Origin of the sequence: Thioclava dalianensis (assembly GCF_000715505.1) — a bacterium.
GTDB classification, from domain to species: Bacteria; Pseudomonadota; Alphaproteobacteria; order Rhodobacterales; family Rhodobacteraceae; genus Thioclava; species Thioclava dalianensis.
Map to the genome: position 1 here is coordinate 1 of NZ_JHEH01000039.1, position 16027 is coordinate 16027.

The 16027-nt window shown below is 61.9% G+C and carries 16 protein-coding genes; 15 read left to right on the forward strand and 1 reads right to left on the reverse strand.

Annotated elements, in window-relative coordinates:
• Window positions 1-191 precede the first annotated feature (191 nt).
• From DL1_RS18075 to DL1_RS18125, 11 genes are all read left to right on the forward strand, one after another.
• Entirely contained in the window at window positions 192-395 is a 204-nt protein-coding gene (locus DL1_RS18075; RefSeq protein WP_038068963.1) for a hypothetical protein, read from the forward strand.
• A gap of 125 nt (window positions 396-520) precedes the next feature.
• Window positions 521-1390 carry a Flp pilus assembly protein CpaB gene (gene cpaB / locus DL1_RS18080; RefSeq protein ID WP_038068966.1) on the forward strand — a complete coding sequence of 290 codons (870 nt, stop codon included), beginning with the start codon at window positions 521-523 and terminating at the stop codon, window positions 1388-1390.
• Window positions 1391-1601: 211 nt separating this feature from the next.
• The gene (locus tag DL1_RS18085; RefSeq protein WP_038068969.1) at window positions 1602-2990 is read left to right on the forward strand and encodes a type II and III secretion system protein family protein; all 1389 of its coding nucleotides are present in this window, start codon (window positions 1602-1604) and stop codon (window positions 2988-2990) included.
• A gap of 3 nt (window positions 2991-2993) precedes the next feature.
• Window positions 2994-3677: an OmpA family protein gene (locus DL1_RS18090; protein WP_248642601.1), complete on the forward strand. Its 684-nt coding sequence runs from the start codon at window positions 2994-2996 to the stop codon at window positions 3675-3677.
• Between the two features lie 236 nt (window positions 3678-3913).
• Window positions 3914-5170 (forward strand): CpaE/TadZ family protein, encoded by a 1257-nt coding sequence (locus tag DL1_RS18095; RefSeq protein WP_051693671.1) that lies wholly within the window; start codon window positions 3914-3916, stop codon window positions 5168-5170.
• Between the two features lie 19 nt (window positions 5171-5189).
• Window positions 5190-6620, forward strand: a complete 1431-nt coding sequence (locus tag DL1_RS18100) for a TadA family conjugal transfer-associated ATPase (protein ID WP_038068972.1) — start codon at window positions 5190-5192, stop codon at window positions 6618-6620.
• A gap of 11 nt (window positions 6621-6631) precedes the next feature.
• The gene (locus DL1_RS18105) at window positions 6632-7597 is read left to right on the forward strand and encodes a type II secretion system F family protein (protein ID WP_038068975.1); all 966 of its coding nucleotides are present in this window, start codon (window positions 6632-6634) and stop codon (window positions 7595-7597) included.
• Window positions 7598-7607: 10 nt separating this feature from the next.
• Window positions 7608-8621 carry a type II secretion system F family protein gene (locus tag DL1_RS18110; protein ID WP_038068977.1) on the forward strand — a complete coding sequence of 338 codons (1014 nt, stop codon included), beginning with the start codon at window positions 7608-7610 and terminating at the stop codon, window positions 8619-8621.
• Between the two features lie 45 nt (window positions 8622-8666).
• On the forward strand, window positions 8667-9194 hold the full coding sequence (locus DL1_RS18115) for a tetratricopeptide repeat protein (RefSeq protein WP_245739559.1): 528 nt from the start codon (window positions 8667-8669) through the stop codon (window positions 9192-9194).
• Between the two features lie 26 nt (window positions 9195-9220).
• Complete coding sequence (locus tag DL1_RS18120) at window positions 9221-10096, forward strand: tetratricopeptide repeat protein (protein WP_038068979.1); 876 nt, start codon at window positions 9221-9223, stop codon at window positions 10094-10096.
• Window positions 10097-10099: 3 nt separating this feature from the next.
• Window positions 10100-10600 carry a prepilin peptidase gene (locus DL1_RS18125; RefSeq protein WP_038068980.1) on the forward strand — a complete coding sequence of 167 codons (501 nt, stop codon included), beginning with the start codon at window positions 10100-10102 and terminating at the stop codon, window positions 10598-10600.
• A 1-nt stretch (window position 10601) separates the two neighbouring features.
• Here the strand turns inward: DL1_RS18125 and DL1_RS18130 are convergent, their stop codons facing one another.
• On the reverse strand, window positions 10602-12299 hold the full coding sequence (locus DL1_RS18130; RefSeq protein WP_143081617.1) for a glycosyltransferase family 87 protein: 1698 nt from the start codon (window positions 12297-12299) through the stop codon (window positions 10602-10604).
• 161 nt (window positions 12300-12460) lie between these two features.
• On the opposite strand from DL1_RS18130, the gene DL1_RS18135 reads away from it, so the two are divergent.
• The 4 genes from DL1_RS18135 (at window position 12461) to minE (ending at window position 16024) form a co-directional block, all read left to right on the forward strand.
• The gene (locus tag DL1_RS18135; RefSeq protein ID WP_038068984.1) at window positions 12461-13771 is read left to right on the forward strand and encodes an ATPase; all 1311 of its coding nucleotides are present in this window, start codon (window positions 12461-12463) and stop codon (window positions 13769-13771) included.
• Window positions 13772-14121: 350 nt separating this feature from the next.
• The gene (gene minC, locus DL1_RS18140; protein WP_038068985.1) at window positions 14122-14880 is read left to right on the forward strand and encodes a septum site-determining protein MinC; all 759 of its coding nucleotides are present in this window, start codon (window positions 14122-14124) and stop codon (window positions 14878-14880) included.
• Window positions 14877-15722 carry a septum site-determining protein MinD gene (gene minD / locus DL1_RS18145; RefSeq protein ID WP_038068987.1) on the forward strand — a complete coding sequence of 282 codons (846 nt, stop codon included), beginning with the start codon at window positions 14877-14879 and terminating at the stop codon, window positions 15720-15722. Before minC ends, minD begins: the two co-directional genes overlap by 4 nt.
• Window positions 15719-16024, forward strand: coding sequence for a cell division topological specificity factor MinE (gene minE / locus DL1_RS18150; RefSeq protein ID WP_177195317.1), 306 nt, complete (start codon window positions 15719-15721; stop codon window positions 16022-16024). Before minD ends, minE begins: the two co-directional genes overlap by 4 nt.
• Window positions 16025-16027: the final 3 nt, after the last annotated feature.

A 16027-nucleotide genomic window follows, 5' to 3' on the forward strand; every position in this document is an offset into this window, starting at 1 on the left:
TGCGGGCCGCACCAATGGTGCGGCCCTTGTCGTAGGCGCTCCATGCGCCGCGCAGGTTGGTGCGAAAAACACCGAAAACATTGCTTGAAAGCGCCCAAATTCTGCCATCAGCCGGATCTACCAAAGGACCATCGAGCCGCAACGCCAAGCGAGGGCTCAGACGCAGTGACACTTCGAGAGGGAGTTGTATCATGAGTAAGACTTTGCCGGAGTGGATGCGCTCCTTTGGCCGCGCCGAGGATGGTGCCGTGACCGTCGATTGGGTCGTACTGACCGCCGCCGTTGTGTCTTTGGGCATGCTGGCGGGTGTGGCGATCTGGGGCAAAACCGGTGGCGCCGCCAAAGGCATCGCGGATTATATCGGCACGCAGGGCGTCGACACGACCCCAATGTAATCCTCACAAATCCTACGAAAACTCCACCTTCGCGCCAAGCGCGCGCCATCATCTCGCCACGATCAAATGCGAGTCACGATCAGCGCCGAGGACTCTCCCCGGCATGTGAATAGAAAGGTAGAACAATGCGTATGATCTTCGCTCTGTTTCTCGCCGCAGGGATCGGCCTTGCCGTGATCGCGGTCTACATGGCGCAAGGCCAGATCGCGCAGTTCCAGGCCGAGCGGGACCACCTCGCAGCGATGCAGGCCAAGTTTCCCAAGCTTGCCAATGTTGTGGTCTCAAAGAAAGAGTTCAAATACGGCCAGCGCTTCACCCCTGATGACCTGACGGTGATCAAGGTGCAGGCCGATGCCGTCCCGCCCGGCGCCTTCACGCGCATCCATGCCAAGATGGGCACGCCCGAGGCGAAAACCGCGATCTTCCTTGATGGCGAGACCCGGCCGCGTGCGATGCTGCGTTCGATTGAGCCGTTTGAACCGGTGCTGGCCTCCAAGGTCACCGATCCTGGGGTCGATGCCGGTATCATGGCCAATCTCGCACCCAATCGCCGTGCCTTCACGATTCAAGTCAGCGTGGCAACCGGCGTTTCGGGCTTCTTGCGCCCGGGGAGCCTCGTCGATGTCTATTGGTCCGGGACCATCGACGGCGAGCCCGTCACCAAACTGATCGAAAGCAATCTCAAACTGATCGCGATCGACCAGAGCGCCGATGCGGATCGCTCTTCGGCCACGCAGATCGCCAACACTGTCACGGCCGAGGTCACACCCGAGCAAGTCGCCGCGCTGACACTAGCGCAGTCAACCGGTCGGCTGACGCTGTCGCTGGTGGGAGCTCTGGACACCGAGCAAGTCGGTAAGATCGAGATCGACCGCAATCAGCTGCTGGGCATTCAGGAGAAAAAGGTCGAGAAGGTCGTCGAGAAGAAAAAATGCACGATCACGACCCGTCGTGGCAGCGACGTGATCCAGACCGAGATCCCCTGCACGAACTGACAAAGCACCTCTGATCAGAGGTTTGGCGGGGCCTCACGAGGCCCCGCATCTCATATGTGGCAGCTAACCCACATCAAGAACGACGTTCAATGCTTTGAATATTGCAATAAAATGCCGTTTGCGTCATGGTTCCCGACAAGAATGGACAAAACAGTCCCTAAAACAGGCAGCAAGACCTGTGACGTGGCGTGATCGGAGAGGCAGGGTCACAATGGAATTCAGAACGCTTATCAAGGCGTGCCTAATTGGCACAGCAATCGCATTCGCATCGTTCCCGATGGCGCAGGCAGATACGCTCAAGATTATGTCGGGAACATCGCAGGCACCGTTGAACGTGCCGATGAACCGCGCGGTGGTTGTTGAAAGCGACGTTCCCTTCTCGGAGCTTTCCATCGCAAATCCGGGCATCGCGGATGTACAGACTCTTTCGGACAAGTCGATCTATGTGCTGGGCAAGCTGCCCGGGCGCACGACAATGACGATCCTTGGCAAGGGTGGCACGCTGATCTCGAATGTCGATGTTCAGGTCACCCCTGACATTGCCGAGTTCAAGGAACGGCTCAAACAGATCCTGCCGGGCGAGAATATCGACGTGCGCACTGCCAATGACGGGATCGTCCTGTCTGGCACAGTGTCCTCGGCGCAGAAGCTCGACCGCGCGCTCGATCTGGCCAAGCGCTACGCGCCAGACCGGGTGTCGAACCTGCTTTCGGTCTCGGGCACCCAGCAGGTGATGCTGAAGGTGCGCTTTGCCGAAATGCAGCGCTCGGTCGCGAAATCCCTCGACAGCTCGATCGGGTTGGGCGTGACCAACCGCGGCTCCTTCACGGGCGGCATCGGCAACGGTCCATCGGTCGGCGGCGCAGGCTCGCGGGCGCAAAATGGCGGAGGCCTCGGCTTCTCGCTGGGGCGTGGGACGTTCCAGATGAACCTGCTGCTTGAAGCGCTCGAATCCAAAGGGGTCGTGCGCACCTTGGCCGAACCCAACCTGACCGCCCTTTCGGGGCAGACGGCCGATTTCCTCGCAGGCGGCGAATACCCGATCCCGGTGGTGGACGACAAAGGCACGACGATTCAGTACAAGCCCTTCGGTGTCGAACTGATGTTCACCCCGCGGGTCGTCGACGGCAACATCATCAACCTTGAAATCGGGGCCTCGGTCTCGTCGATCGACACCGCGACCTCGGTGACCCAAAACGGCTTTAACGTGAACGCCTTCAAGAAACGCGCCACGTCGACCACCGTCGAGATGCGTGACGGCGAGAGCTTTGCTATTGCGGGCCTCCTGCAAGACGACTTCACCGATGCAAGCAGCCAGATCCCGTGGCTCGGCGATGTGCCGGTTCTGGGCGCTCTGTTCCGCTCGGCTGACTTCCAGCGCAAACAATCGGAGTTGGTGATCATCGTCACGCCGCATCTCGTGTCGCCGGTCAGAAGCGACGCGCTGACGCTGCCGACGGATCGGGTCAAACCGCCGAGCGAGTCGGATCTGTTCCTTTATGGCAAGGTCCAGGGCGGCACGCGCAAGCCGACCAAAGGTGCTGCGGCAGAAGTGGCCAAGCAGGACTTTTCCGGCTCCTACGGCTATGTGATGGAGTAAGCGATGAACGTGCAGCGAAATCCCATGCGCAAGACAGCGCTCTTGCTGACGGTCGGTCTGGCCCTAGCGGCCTGTTCGGCGAATAATAGCTTCCAGAATGGCGAGGCCGGGGACGGTATTGGGACGAAGTCCACGGGCTTTGGAACGGCGAACGCCCAGAATACGGCCGTCATGTCGGGCGATCAGACCTATGCGATCAACCTGACGCGCAAATTTGCCTCCGAAGTGCCCAACACGGTCAATTTCGCCTTCAACTCCTCTGCACTTTCGCCGCAGGCCCGCAGTGCCTTGGCGCGGCAGGCCAGCTGGATCCGGCAATTCCCGCAGATCCGGTTCCGCGTCTACGGCTATACCGATCTTGTGGGGTCGAACGCCTATAACAAGGCTCTTGGCATGCGCCGGGCGCGCGCAGTGGTGCAGTTCCTTGAGACCCAAGGCATCTCGCGCCAGCGTCTTGAGGCGGTCGTGTCCTATGGCGAGACCCGTCCGTTGGTCTACACCCCCGCGCCCAACGAGGCGAACCGGCGCGCGGTCACCGAAGTGTCGGGCTTCATCTCGGGCGGCAAACCGATGCCGATGGATGGCAAATATGCCGAAGTCGTCTATAATGAATATATCAACTCCGCAAAACCGGCTCAGACCATCGTGATCAAGGGTAAGGACGGTGGTGGTGGCGGCGGCGGCTGATCGCCACGACAGCAAATTTCGGAGAAAGCGGGCTTGGCAACAAAGCCCGCTTTTTTTTGCGATAGTCGCTGAAAACCCCACAATTGAAACAGTGTGGCCCCAATCTCGCCAAGATTCGGCGAGAGATTGATCCTCAGCAATAAATGCGTGGCACGGGGATCGTGCCGGGTGACGCGATCGATAGGGGAGCCGAAAATCCCGACTTCGCCGAGCCGCTGAGAAAAGGACAATAGGCCATGAGTGCAGCAGCTATGATGACCCCGGAACCGGCGCCGATCCAGGCCTGCACGGTGTCGCGGAATGTCGCGAATTTCGATCTTCTGATCGAGGATATGGAAGCCGAGCTTGGCGAAAGCTGGGGCGATCTGACCTTTGATGACGCAGCGCTTTTCCTCGGCCAGCCCGATGCGGAGGCGCTTGAATTCATCGCAATCGCCGTCGATGGCGATGACGAGGACTCGCTGGGCAAGATCTCGGCGGTGATCACCGAAGCGAAGGATCGCGGCATTCGCGTCATCCTGATCGCCGAAGAGGTCAGCCCCATCGCGCTGCACCAATTGCTGCGGCTGGGCGCCGATGACTTCGTGCCCTACCCGCTTCCCGAGGGCGCTCTGCATGACGCAATCGCGCGCCTGGGCCAAAGCCAGATCACCGAAGTCCCTGCCAATATCAACACGCAGACCATCAGCGGCAGCGGTCGCGAGGGCGTGGTGTTGCCGGTCCATGGCCTGTCGGGCGGCGTTGGCGCCTCGACCTTTGCGGTGAACCTTGCCTGGGAGATGGCGACGATCCACGACGGCAATAAAAAGGCCAAGAGCCCCTCTCCGCGCGTCTGCCTGCTCGATCTCGATCTGCAATTTGGCGCAACGGCGACCTATCTCGATCTGCCACGCCGCGAAGTGATCTACGAGATGCTTAGCGATACCGAGCACATGGATGCCGACAGCTTCCGTCAGGCCCTGCTGAGCTACAATGATAAGCTGCAGGTGATGACCGCGCCCGCCGACATGCTGCCGCTCGATCTGATCTCGGGCGAGGATGTCGACAAGCTGATCGAGACCGCGCGCGCGCAGTTCGATTTCGTCATCATCGACATGCCTTCGACCGTGGTGAGCTGGACCGAGACGGTGCTCAACAAGGCGCAGCTTTACTTCGCGCTGCTCGAGCTGGACATGCGTTCGGCGCAAAACGTGCTGCGCCTCCTACGCGCGCTCAAGGCCGAGGGTCTGCCCACGGAGCGGCTGCGCTACGTGCTCAACCGCGCACCGAAATTCACCGACCTGAACGGCAAACAGCGGGTCAAACGTCTGGCCGAAAGCCTCGATGTCTCGATCGAGCTGATGCTGAGCGATGGTGGCAAAGCGATTACCCAGGCCAACGACCACGGCCTGCCCCTCGCGCTTTCGGCGGCGAAATGCCCGCTGCGCAAGGAAATTCAGAAGCTTGCAGGTTCGCTGGTGGCGCTGAGCGAAGCCGCCGAAGCCACGGCCTGATAGAAAAGGAACGGAGCTCATGTTCTCGCGCTACAAGAAAGATGCCGCGCCCAAAGCGGTGACGCCGCCGCCCGTTCCGGATCAGTCCTCCGCTGCGCCCAAGCCGGTTTCGGTGCGCAAGCCGCTGCCGATTGCCAAGGCCGCACCGCCCGCCAGCACTGTCGACAAGGAAAAAAAGCGCAAGCAGCGCATGCAGGAACTCAAGGTGGAGATGCATAAGCGTCTGCTGGAGAACCTCAATCTCGCAGCGCTCGAACATGCCTCTGAATCCGAGCTGAAAGCCGAGATCGCCGACATCACCGCCGAAGCGATGGCGGAAATGTCGGTCGCGCTCAACTCGACCGACCGTCAGGCGCTGCATCAAGAGCTTTACGACGAGGTCATGGGGCTTGGCCCGCTTGAGCCGCTTTTGAAAGACGACACGGTCAACGATATTCTCGTCAACGGCCCGCAGCAGATCTTCATCGAACGCGCGGGCAAGCTGGAACTGAGCGACATCACCTTCAAGGATGAGCCGCATCTGTTGCGCATCATCGACAAGATCGTGTCTGCCGTGGGCCGCCGTGTCGACGAATCCAACCCCTATGTCGACGCTCGTCTTGCAGATGGCTCGCGCTTCAACGCGATGGTGCCGCCGGTTGCGGTGGATGGCTCGCTCGTCTCGATCCGGAAGTTCAAAAAGGACAAGCTGGCGATTGACGATCTGGTGCAGTTCGGCGCCTTCACCGAAGAGATGGCCGCCTATCTGCAAGCCGCCGTTTCCACCCGTCTCAACGTGATCGTCTCGGGCGGTACGGGCTCGGGGAAGACGACCACGCTCAACGCGCTGTCGTCATTCATCGACAACTCAGAACGGATCCTGACGATCGAGGACACGGCGGAACTTCAGCTTCAACAGATCCATGTGGGCCGGATGGAAAGCCGCCCGCCCAACGTCGAGGGCAAGGGCGCGGTCACCCAGCGTGACTGTCTGCGCAACGCTTTGCGGATGCGTCCTGACCGGATCATCGTGGGTGAGACCCGCGGCGAGGAGGTCATCGACATGTTGCAGGCGATGAACACGGGCCATGACGGCTCGATGACCACGATCCACGCGAACTCCGCGCGCGATGGCGTCTCGCGTCTGGAGAACATGATCTCGATGTCGGGCATCGAGATGCCGATGAAAGCCATGCGCAGCCAGATCGCCTCGGCTGTGAACCTGATCGTGCAGGCTTCGCGTCTGCAAGACGGCTCGCGCCGGATGACCTCGATCACCGAAATCACCGGGATGGAGGGCGATGTGATCTCGATGCAGGAAATCTTCCGCTACGAGCGGCTGGGCCTTGCGCCCGATGGCAAGATCATCGGTCGCTTCACCCCCACGGGTGTGCGCTCGCATTTCTCGGACCGATTCAGACAGTGGGGCTATGATTTGCCCGCCTCGATTTACGAACCCGTGCAGGATTAAGGAGCGCTCCCATGATCTCTATGGCCCCTGTCATCTACCTTCTGATCTTTGTTGCCGTCCTGTTGCTGGTCGAAGGGCTCTATCTGCTGGTCTTCGGCAAGTCGATCTCGCTCAACAAGCGCGTCAATCGCCGCCTGGAGATGCTTGAGAAGGGCGACCGCCGCGAAGAGGTTCTGGAGCGCTTGCGCAAGGAAGCCTCCCAGCACAGCAGCGCCCGCTCGATCCCGCTCTACTCGATCCTCGCGTCAAAAGCACAAAAGGCCAATATCGCCTTCTCGCCCACCGCGCTGATCGCGATCATGGCAGGCGCGAGCTTTGTTGCGTTCTTCGCGCTCTCAATGGCCACGGAAGCCGGGATTTATATCCGAGCGATCCTTGCGCTCGCGATGGGGATGGGCGGGGTCTATTTCTGGGTCCATTCCAAGGCCAAGAAACGCATGACGATGTGCGAGGAACAGCTGCCCGATGCGGTCGAGCTGATGGTGCGCTCGTTGCGCGTGGGTCACCCGCTGGCCTCGGCCATTCAGGCCGTGGCGCGCGAAATTCCCGATCCGATGGGCACGGAGTTCGGCATCATCGCCGATGAGGCTGCCTATGGTCGCAACGTGGCTGAGGCGATCTCGGAGATGGCCGAACGGCTCGACATGCAGGATCTGCGCTTCCTTGCCGTGGCCGTGTCGATCCAGCAAAGCTCGGGGGGCAACCTCGCCGAAGTGCTCGACGGGTTGTGCAAGGTGATCCGCTCGCGCTTCAAGCTGATGCGCCGGGTCAGCGCGATCACCGCCGAGCCGCGCTGGTCGGGCATTTTCCTGTCTGGCTTCCCGCTTGCCATTCTCGTCATCATTCAGGTCGTCTCGCCCGACTATTACGACCGGGTCAAAGACACCGCCGCCTTCATTCCGACGGCCATCGTGGTCGCTGTGCTGCTGGGCGCCAACATGCTGTTCATGAAGATCATGACCACAATCAAGGTCTGAGGGGGCCGTCATGGATTTCTCCGCACTCAACACGATGCTCACCGATATGCTGGGTCCGATGGGGCCGCTTCTGGCGCTGGCGCTGCTGGGCGGGCTCTTGGTGCTCGCCGCCATCCCTGCCCTGCTCAAGAAAAAGGAAGACCCTTTCGCCAAGCTGCGCAGCAGCGCGGCCGGGAATGGGTCTGCTCCGCGCCGGGGTGGCGGCGGCGGCGGCGGCGCGCGCCCCGAGCAAAAGCTGCGCGAGACAGGCTCGGACAAGCTCGACAAATATGCGGCCTTCCTCGAGCCCCAGAGCGCCGAGGAACTGTCGGAATCGCGCAAATGGCTGCAAAGCGCAGGCTATCGCGGCCCCGATGCGGTGCGCAACTTCCACGCCGCCCAATTTGCCGCCGGTCTGGGGCTGCTTGCGCTTGGTGTGATCTATGTGATGATCGCCAATTCCTCCGATGAGGAAGGGTTGAGCACGACGATGACGATCATGGCGATCCTGTTGCCCGGTGCTGCGGGCTATTACGCGCCGAAATACTGGGTGAACAAACGCGTCGCGGCGCGCACGCAAGAGATCCAGAACGGCTTTCCCGATGCGCTCGATATGCTGCTGGTCTGCGTCGAGGCGGGTCAGTCGCTCGACCAGGGGATCATCCGCGTCTCGAAAGAGCTGCACAATTCCTACCCCGCGATTGCCGAGGAATTCGCCATGGTCGCCCATGAGATCAAGGCCGGCATGCCCAAACACGACGTGCTGCGCCGCTTCGGTGAGCGTTCGGGCGTGGCCGATGTCGCAAGCTTCGTGACGGTGATGATCCAGTCACAGCAGTTTGGTACCTCGATTGCCGAGGCGCTGCGCCTCTACTCCGCCGATATGCGCGACAAGCGGGTGATGCGCGCCGAAGAGGCCGCCAACAAAATCCCAACGAAAATGACTTTGGGCACGATGATGTTCACCGTGCCGCCGCTGCTGATCATCCTTGTCGGCCCGTCGATCTTTGATATGCTCGAAAGCTTCAAGCAGATGGGCATGTAAGCAATGAAAACAAGGCGGTGCGGAGCGGGACTCGTCGCAGCTCTCATGCTCGGATTGGCCGCCTGTTCTCCGGGCGGCCTTTCGGGTGAGAGAGATGGCCCTTTCGCACCGGGGACCCGGCCCGGTGCCGAGGGCGTCGACGGGCTGGTCGTTGGACACCGCCTGATGGCGGCGGGCGAATATGAGCTCGCGCTCAAGGCCTATTACCGGGCCGCAGCCCAGCAGGGCGCGACGGTCGATGTGCTCTCTGCCATCGGATCGGCGGATCTCAAGCTGGGGCGGCTCAATCAGGCCGAAGAGATGCTGCGCCGCGCGGTCAAGGTCGATGAAACCTTCGTCCCGGCATGGAACAATCTGGGCGTCGTGCTGATGAATCGCGGCAAGTACCCAGAGGCCTCGCGCGTCTTCCGCACCGCCTTCGCGCTCGACAGTGGCCAATCGGACGCGATCCGGCAAAACCTAACCCTCGCGCTCGCCAAAATGCACAAACCCGGCTACGCTGCGCCCAAGGACGAACAGTTCTCGCTCGTCAGACGCGGGGTAGGCGATTACCTTTTGCTGACGAAGCATTGAGGCTCGAGCAAAAAGGACGCACAAACATGCGCCACCCCCTCCTTCTGGCAGCCTTCGCAGGCTGCGCAATTTCGACGCTGTCCGGCTGTATGGGCAATAACAGCAACGCCGAGGTTGCCGAGGCCATGAAGACCGTGAACGCGGTCGATGGCACGGAAATGTCCAACGTCATGCTGACCGTGGCCGACCCCAATGAGGCGGTCGCCTATTTCTCGCGCACCGCGCAGGAAAGCCCCGACCGGATCGACATTCGTCGTGGCCTCGCCAAATCCCTCGTGCGCGCCGACAAGCCCACGCAGGCGGTGAAAGTGTGGCAAGAGGTGCTCGCGATGCCCGGTGCCACTGAGGATGACAAGGTCTCGCTGGCCGATGCGCAGATCCGCTCGAATGACTGGGCGGGTGCCAAAGCGACACTGAACTCGGTTCCGCCCACCGTCGAGACCTATGACCGCTACCGGCTGGCCGCGATGATCGCCGATAGCGAGAAGAAATGGAAGAAAGCCGACAGCTTTTACGAGACGGCAGCCGGGCTCACCACGACGCCCTCGGGGATCTATAACAACTGGGGCTTTTCCAAGCTGACCCGTGGCGATGCGGCGGGGGCCGAGAAACTCTTCAAAGAGGCGCTCAGCTACGATCCGGATCGCTTCACCACCAAGAACAACCTCGTTCTGGCGCGCGCAAGCCAAGGCAAATACGACCTGCCGGTGATCGAGATGACCCAAGGCGAGCGGGCGCAACTGCTCTATACGGCGGGGCTTGCGGCAGTGAAACGCGGCGATGTGAATATGGGCAAGACCCTGTTGCAAGACGCCATCGACACCAACCCGCAATATTTCGCGCAGGCCGACCGGGCGCTCAAGGCGCTTGATGCGGGCACGCCTGCGACGATCAAGGGCTAAGCAATGCTGGGACTGTCGCAATCCGTCTCGGCATTGGTGCTCTTGATCCTGATCACCCCGGTCTGCGCATGGGTCGTCTATACCGATCTGAAATTCATGAAGATCCGCAACAAGGCGACGCTAACGCTGCTGCTGATCTTTGCAGTGGCCGGGCCTTTCGTGATGCCGCTCGACATCTACGCTTGGCGCTGGGTGAACGCGATTGCGATCTTCGTGCTGGGCTACATCCTCAATCAGATTGCGAATTTCGGCGCGGGGGACGCGAAGTTTGCAGCCGCTGCAGCGCCGTTCTTCTCGACGCTGAACTCGCATGTGATGCTCACCGTGATGCTGCTCGCGGCCTTTCTGCTGGGCGCCTTCGCCGCCCACCGGCTTGCGCGGGCGATCCCGGCTGTGCGCAATATGGCGCCCGACTGGGTGAGCTGGCACCGCAAGGACTTCCCGATGGGACTGGCCCTCGTGGGCACGCTCTGGGCCTATCTGCTGATCGTCGCGCTGAACTAGCTTACCCGCCCGAAGCGGGCGCTTTCGGCGGCACGGGCTTGAACAGAAGGTAGATGCGCGAGCGGGCGACCAGATCGAGCGTCCAACCCTCTTTCTGGATCGTCCTGAGGATCTCGTCCCGGCGCGATACGAAGGTCGGGCAGAGCGGCACGAGCACGTAATCGGCGTTTTTCAGCCCCGGCGTGCCCGAGTAATACCACGGCGCGCCCCCTTCGAGCGGTTTGAAATTGCCGTAAAGCCAGAGCGCCGAGAACAGATCCGTCACAAAGATCGAGCTTCCGCCATAGCCGCCCTGCATCAGCTTTTGCGCGGCACTCTCGAACCATGCGTTATAGCCGGTGCTCAGCGAACAGGCGGGCAACGGGATGCCGTTGATCTCAAGGAGCGCATCATCCTTGGGTTCGCCCTCCGCAGCCTCCTCCTTGGGCTGTTTGTAGCGGTCGGCAAAATCGGCATAGGGCTCGCCCGGACCATTGGCATCCTCGGACATCATCACCCGGTACATTCGCAGCGGTGAGATCAGCAGATCGCGCCCCTGCGCCTGATGCGTCAGGAAGGGCACCTTGCCTTTCGCATCGGCGGCATAGAGGCGCATCGGGCTCCATGCGAGGTTCACCACGGTGGGCAGCCCAAAGGCCAGCATCGCCACGCCGACCACCAAAAGCGCCTGACGCAGCGGCCATCCAAGCGCATTGCGCACCGCTCCCTCGGGGCGCAGCGAGATGGCCAGAAGCCCCGCAAGGATCAACCATTGCGGGTCATTGCCGAAATTCTGATAGGTCACGTAGACAAACCCCGGCGCCAACACGAGCAGCACCAGCCCCTCGCGCATCCGCCCGGCCTGCCGCAGGAAGATCACACTCGCCAGAAGCGCGATAGTACCCCCCAGATAGGCAGGTGCCGCGATCACGCCCGGCAGGGCCATCCCGGGCGCCGCGCGCGTGGTCGATCCCGCCACGGTCAGCAGATCGTGCAGATAAGCGGGCCAGTAAGCCACCCCCATCATAACGGTCACCAAAGCCATCACGCCGCCACCCCAAAGCACCGCCGCCGCAATCGCCTTGAAATCGCGCCGCAGGATCAGCGCCAGCAAGACCGCCGGGAACAGAGCCGCCGCGTAGGTAATCTTGATCAGCACCAGCGCCGCAAAGGCCAGACCGATCAGCGCGCCGTCGGTCCAGGGCTTGCGCCGCCCCAGCGGCTCGAGGATCGCAAGCGGCAGCGCCACATAGGTCACGGCCCAAGCCCAGCGGTTGTAATGCATAGACACCGACAGCGCGGCATTGGCCTCGCCGGGCACCAAGGCGAGGATCAGAACCACGCAGAACGCCGCATAGGCCCAAGCGGTCCAGCCGGGGAACCGCGACAGGGCCGCGCGCAGGATCGGCCCCAGCAAGATCACGGCCACCGCCGTCTGTGCGGCGACGAAAGCCATGCCGACACCCCAGCCCGCCTTGACGAACAGCGCAATCGGCCAGACTGCCAGCAAGCCCAGAGGCGTCATGAAATCAAGCTGCGGCCATTGTCCGTAATCGGCCATCCGCAGCACGATATCGGACAGATGCAGCGTGTCGCCTTCGTGCTTGTCGATGATCAGCGCGCCCTTGAGCAACGGCAAGGCCGCAAGCGCGATCACGAGCACAACGATCGCCGCGATCAGCCGCGCCGGATCGGCACCTGCCCCTCTTTTGTCCTGCATATCCGCCTCTTCCGCGATTTTTCCCATTTTTGGCCACAATAGCCATGCAAGGTGATTTGGGGAATCCCAATAGCGGCCTTGGCGGCTTTTTGACCGCGACCGCAAGGACATGGCGACCGCCGGTGGGCAGGCGGCCTCGAGCATAAGAAGGAACGGATCCGATGAACATGATGACCGCAGAGGGCATCGCCCCGCTTCCCCCGCGCAGCCTTGAGGAAACCGGGCTGAGCACGGTGATGATGCGCGACCTTCTTCTCAAGACGATGTTTCGGACCAATATCGGCGCGGTGCGGAGCTTGGGCGAGCAGCTTTGCCTGCCGATCACCCTCACGCAGGAGCTGATCGATCTGTGCCGCAAGCAGGGGCTCGTCGAGGCGATGGGCACGCTGCACGCCAATTCGGGCGGCGAGATGGTCTTTCAGCTTTCGGATACGGGCAAGGCGCGCGCGCTCGATGCGCTCTCGCAATCGGAATATTTCGGGGCCCTGCCAGTGCCGCTGCGCGTCTATCAAGAGCAGGTCAAACGCCAGTCGATCCGCAATATCCAGCTGACGCGCACGCAGCTTACCAGCGCGATGGGACACCTCGTGCTGCCGCCCGACCTGATCGGCCAGCTTGGCCCGGCGGTCTCCTCGGGGCGCTCGATCCTGATGTATGGCCCGCCCGGCAACGGCAAATCCTCGATCTCGAACGGCATCCGCGACGCGATCGGAGACAATATCTACATCCCCCGCGCGATTGAATATGCAGGCCAGGTCATCACCGTCTTCGACCCGATCGTGCACACCACGGCGCCGCTACCGCAAGACGACCCGAGCGCCCTGCGCAAGCGCGGGCTGCAATTCGACACCCGCTATGTCTATTGCGAGCGCCCGACCGTGATCACCGGGGGCGAGCTGTCGCTCGACATGCTCGATCTGAAATACAACGCCACCGCGCGCACCTATACCGCGCCGTTGCAGCTCAAGGCCTCGGGCGGAGTGTTCATCGTGGACGACCTTGGCCGTCAGGCCGACCCGCCGCAGAAACTGGTGAACCGCTGGATCGTGCCGCTTGAAGAAAACCGCGATATCCTGTCGCTGCAATCGGGCGAGAAATTCGAAGTGCCCTTCGACACGCTGGTGATCTTCTCGACCAACTTCCACCCCAACGAGATCTTCGACAAGGCCGCGCTCCGCCGGATCTTCTTCAAGATCAAGATCGACGGGCCGAGCCAGCAGGACTTCCTCAAGATCTTCCAACTGGTCGCCAGAAAGCGCAAAATGCCGCTCGATGAGAAGGCGCTGCTCCACCTCCTGAAGGTAAAATACCCGACCATCGACAATATCTACGCGAACTATCAGCCGATCTTCCTGATCGACCAGATGATCTCGATCTGCGAATTCGAGGGCATTCCGAACCAGATGACGCCCGAGCTTGTGGACCGCGCCTGGGCGAATATGTTCGTGCGCGATGAGGTGATCGTCCACTAAATCGGCTTGGCCGGGCGAAAATGCGCGCCGGGCCATGCCCGCGCCACGGGGTGCGTTGACATCAAACTCACGTGAGCAATCCGTGATCGCAGCGGCGCAGCGCGCTTGCCCCCGGCGCCACCGCGCGCGGCTCTCGGCGCGTGGCCTCCACCCCCCTTGCGCCGCGCGCCGTTCACGCGCATCTTCGCGCCGACTCACTGGCGGAAATCGGATCATTGACAGCAAATTTCTGCCCAGTATCCGGCAGGCACCGTTTTGTGGGTGGCAAACGCGCAGGCGCTGCCTAATAACGGACAAAAATAATGAAGCGCGACGCGTCGCGCCAAACACAGAGCAGATCGAGGCCACTCGTGCAGACCCCCAGCAGTGAAGACCGGAGCGCCAGCGATCCGGTGAGCGTTCGACCTTTCCATTTCCGCGGCCTGTTTCTGACCGCGGTGGCGCTGCGCATCGAAACCACCGTGTTCGACGAATCGTTCTACACGCGGCTCGATGCCCAGCTTGCGCAGGCGCCGCAAATTCTCGACGACGCGCCCATCGTACTTGATTTCGCGCTGGTGCCCGAACTGGATCAGCCCGGCACGATCCGTGATCTCATCGACAATCTGTTTCAGCGCGACCTGCTGATCTTTGGCGCGCAGAATGCGACCGAGCTGCAGCTCTCGACCGTGCGCGGCTACGGGATCATCCCGATCAAGGTCGGGCGCGAAACCGCCCTGCCCGCCGCCCGGGCCAAGGCCAAGCGCGCCGAGGCGAAGGCCGCAGCCCCTGCCCCGGCATCGACCAATGTCACCGTCACCAGCTCGGTCCGTTCGGGGCAGATGGTTGTCGCCGAACATGGCGATCTGACGATTGTGGGCTCGGTCGCCTCGGGCGCCGAGATCGTGGCCGCAGGCAGCATCCATGTCTATGGCACGCTGCGCGGGCGTGCGATTGCAGGCGCGCATGGCGATGAGAGCGCGCGCATCTATTGCCGCAGCCAGCAGGCCGAACTGATGGCGATTGCAGGACTTTACAAAACGAGCGAGACGATCCCACCCGAGCTGCGCAAGCAGGGCGTGCAGGTCTTTCTCGATGGCGACAAATTATGTGTGGAGGCGTTCGAATGACGCAACTCAAGGAAGAATCGGCACGCGGCCGGGTGATCGTGATCACTTCCGGCAAGGGCGGCGTTGGCAAGACAACCTCGGCGGCTGCGATCTCGGCGGCCATCGCGAAACGGGGCCATAAGGTCGTGGTCATCGACTTCGACGTGGGCCTGCGCAACCTCGACATGATCATGGGCTGCGAGCGCCGGGTCGTGTTCGACTTCATCAACGTGGTGCAGGGCGATGCCCGGCTCAGCCAAGCGCTGATCAAGGACAAGCGGGTCGAGACCCTCTCGATCCTGCCGACCTCGCAGACCCGCGACAAGGACGCGCTGACCAATGAGGGCGTCGAGAAGGTGCTCGAAGAGCTGCGCGACGAGTTCGACTACATCATCTGCGACAGCCCCGCAGGGATCGAGCGCGGCGCCCAGATGGCGATGTATTACGCCGATGAGGCCGTGGTCGTGACCAACCCCGAGGTCTCCTCGGTGCGCGACAGTGACCGGGTGCTGGGGCTTCTGGCCTCCAAGACGCGCCGCGCCGAAAAGGGCGAGACCCCGGTCAAATCGCAGGTTCTGCTGACCCGTCACGATCAGGGCCGCATTGATCGCGGCGAGATGATGACGGTCGAGGACGTGCTGGAACTGCTGGCGGTGCCGCTTCTGGGGATCGTGCCCGAAAGCCCCGCCGTGCTGCGCGCCTCGAACGTCGGCATGCCCGTGGTGCTCGACGAGACGCCCTCCAGCGCCGCTGCCGCCTATGAAGACGCCGTGGCCCGCCTGCTGGGCGAAGACGTCCCGATGCGCATCGGAACCGACAAACGCCCCGGATTGCTCGGCCGCTTCTTTGGACGGTCGGCATGAGCTTGTTTGGTTTCTCGCTCAAGCCCCGCCGCCCGAAATCGGCCCAGATGGCGAAGGACCGTTTGCAGATCTTGCTGGCGCATGAGCGCGGCAAGGGCTCAACCGAGCCCGACTACCTGCCCGCGATGCAAAACGACATCCTCGCCGTGATCCGGAAATACATGAAGATCGAAGATAACGACGTCGATATTCGTATGGAAAGCAAAGACGATATCTCGAGTCTCGAGATCAATATCGAGCTGCCCACGCATAAATCCGACGCAGCGGGCGCAAAATCCGGGCCGAAGTCAGCCGCGCGCTGATCC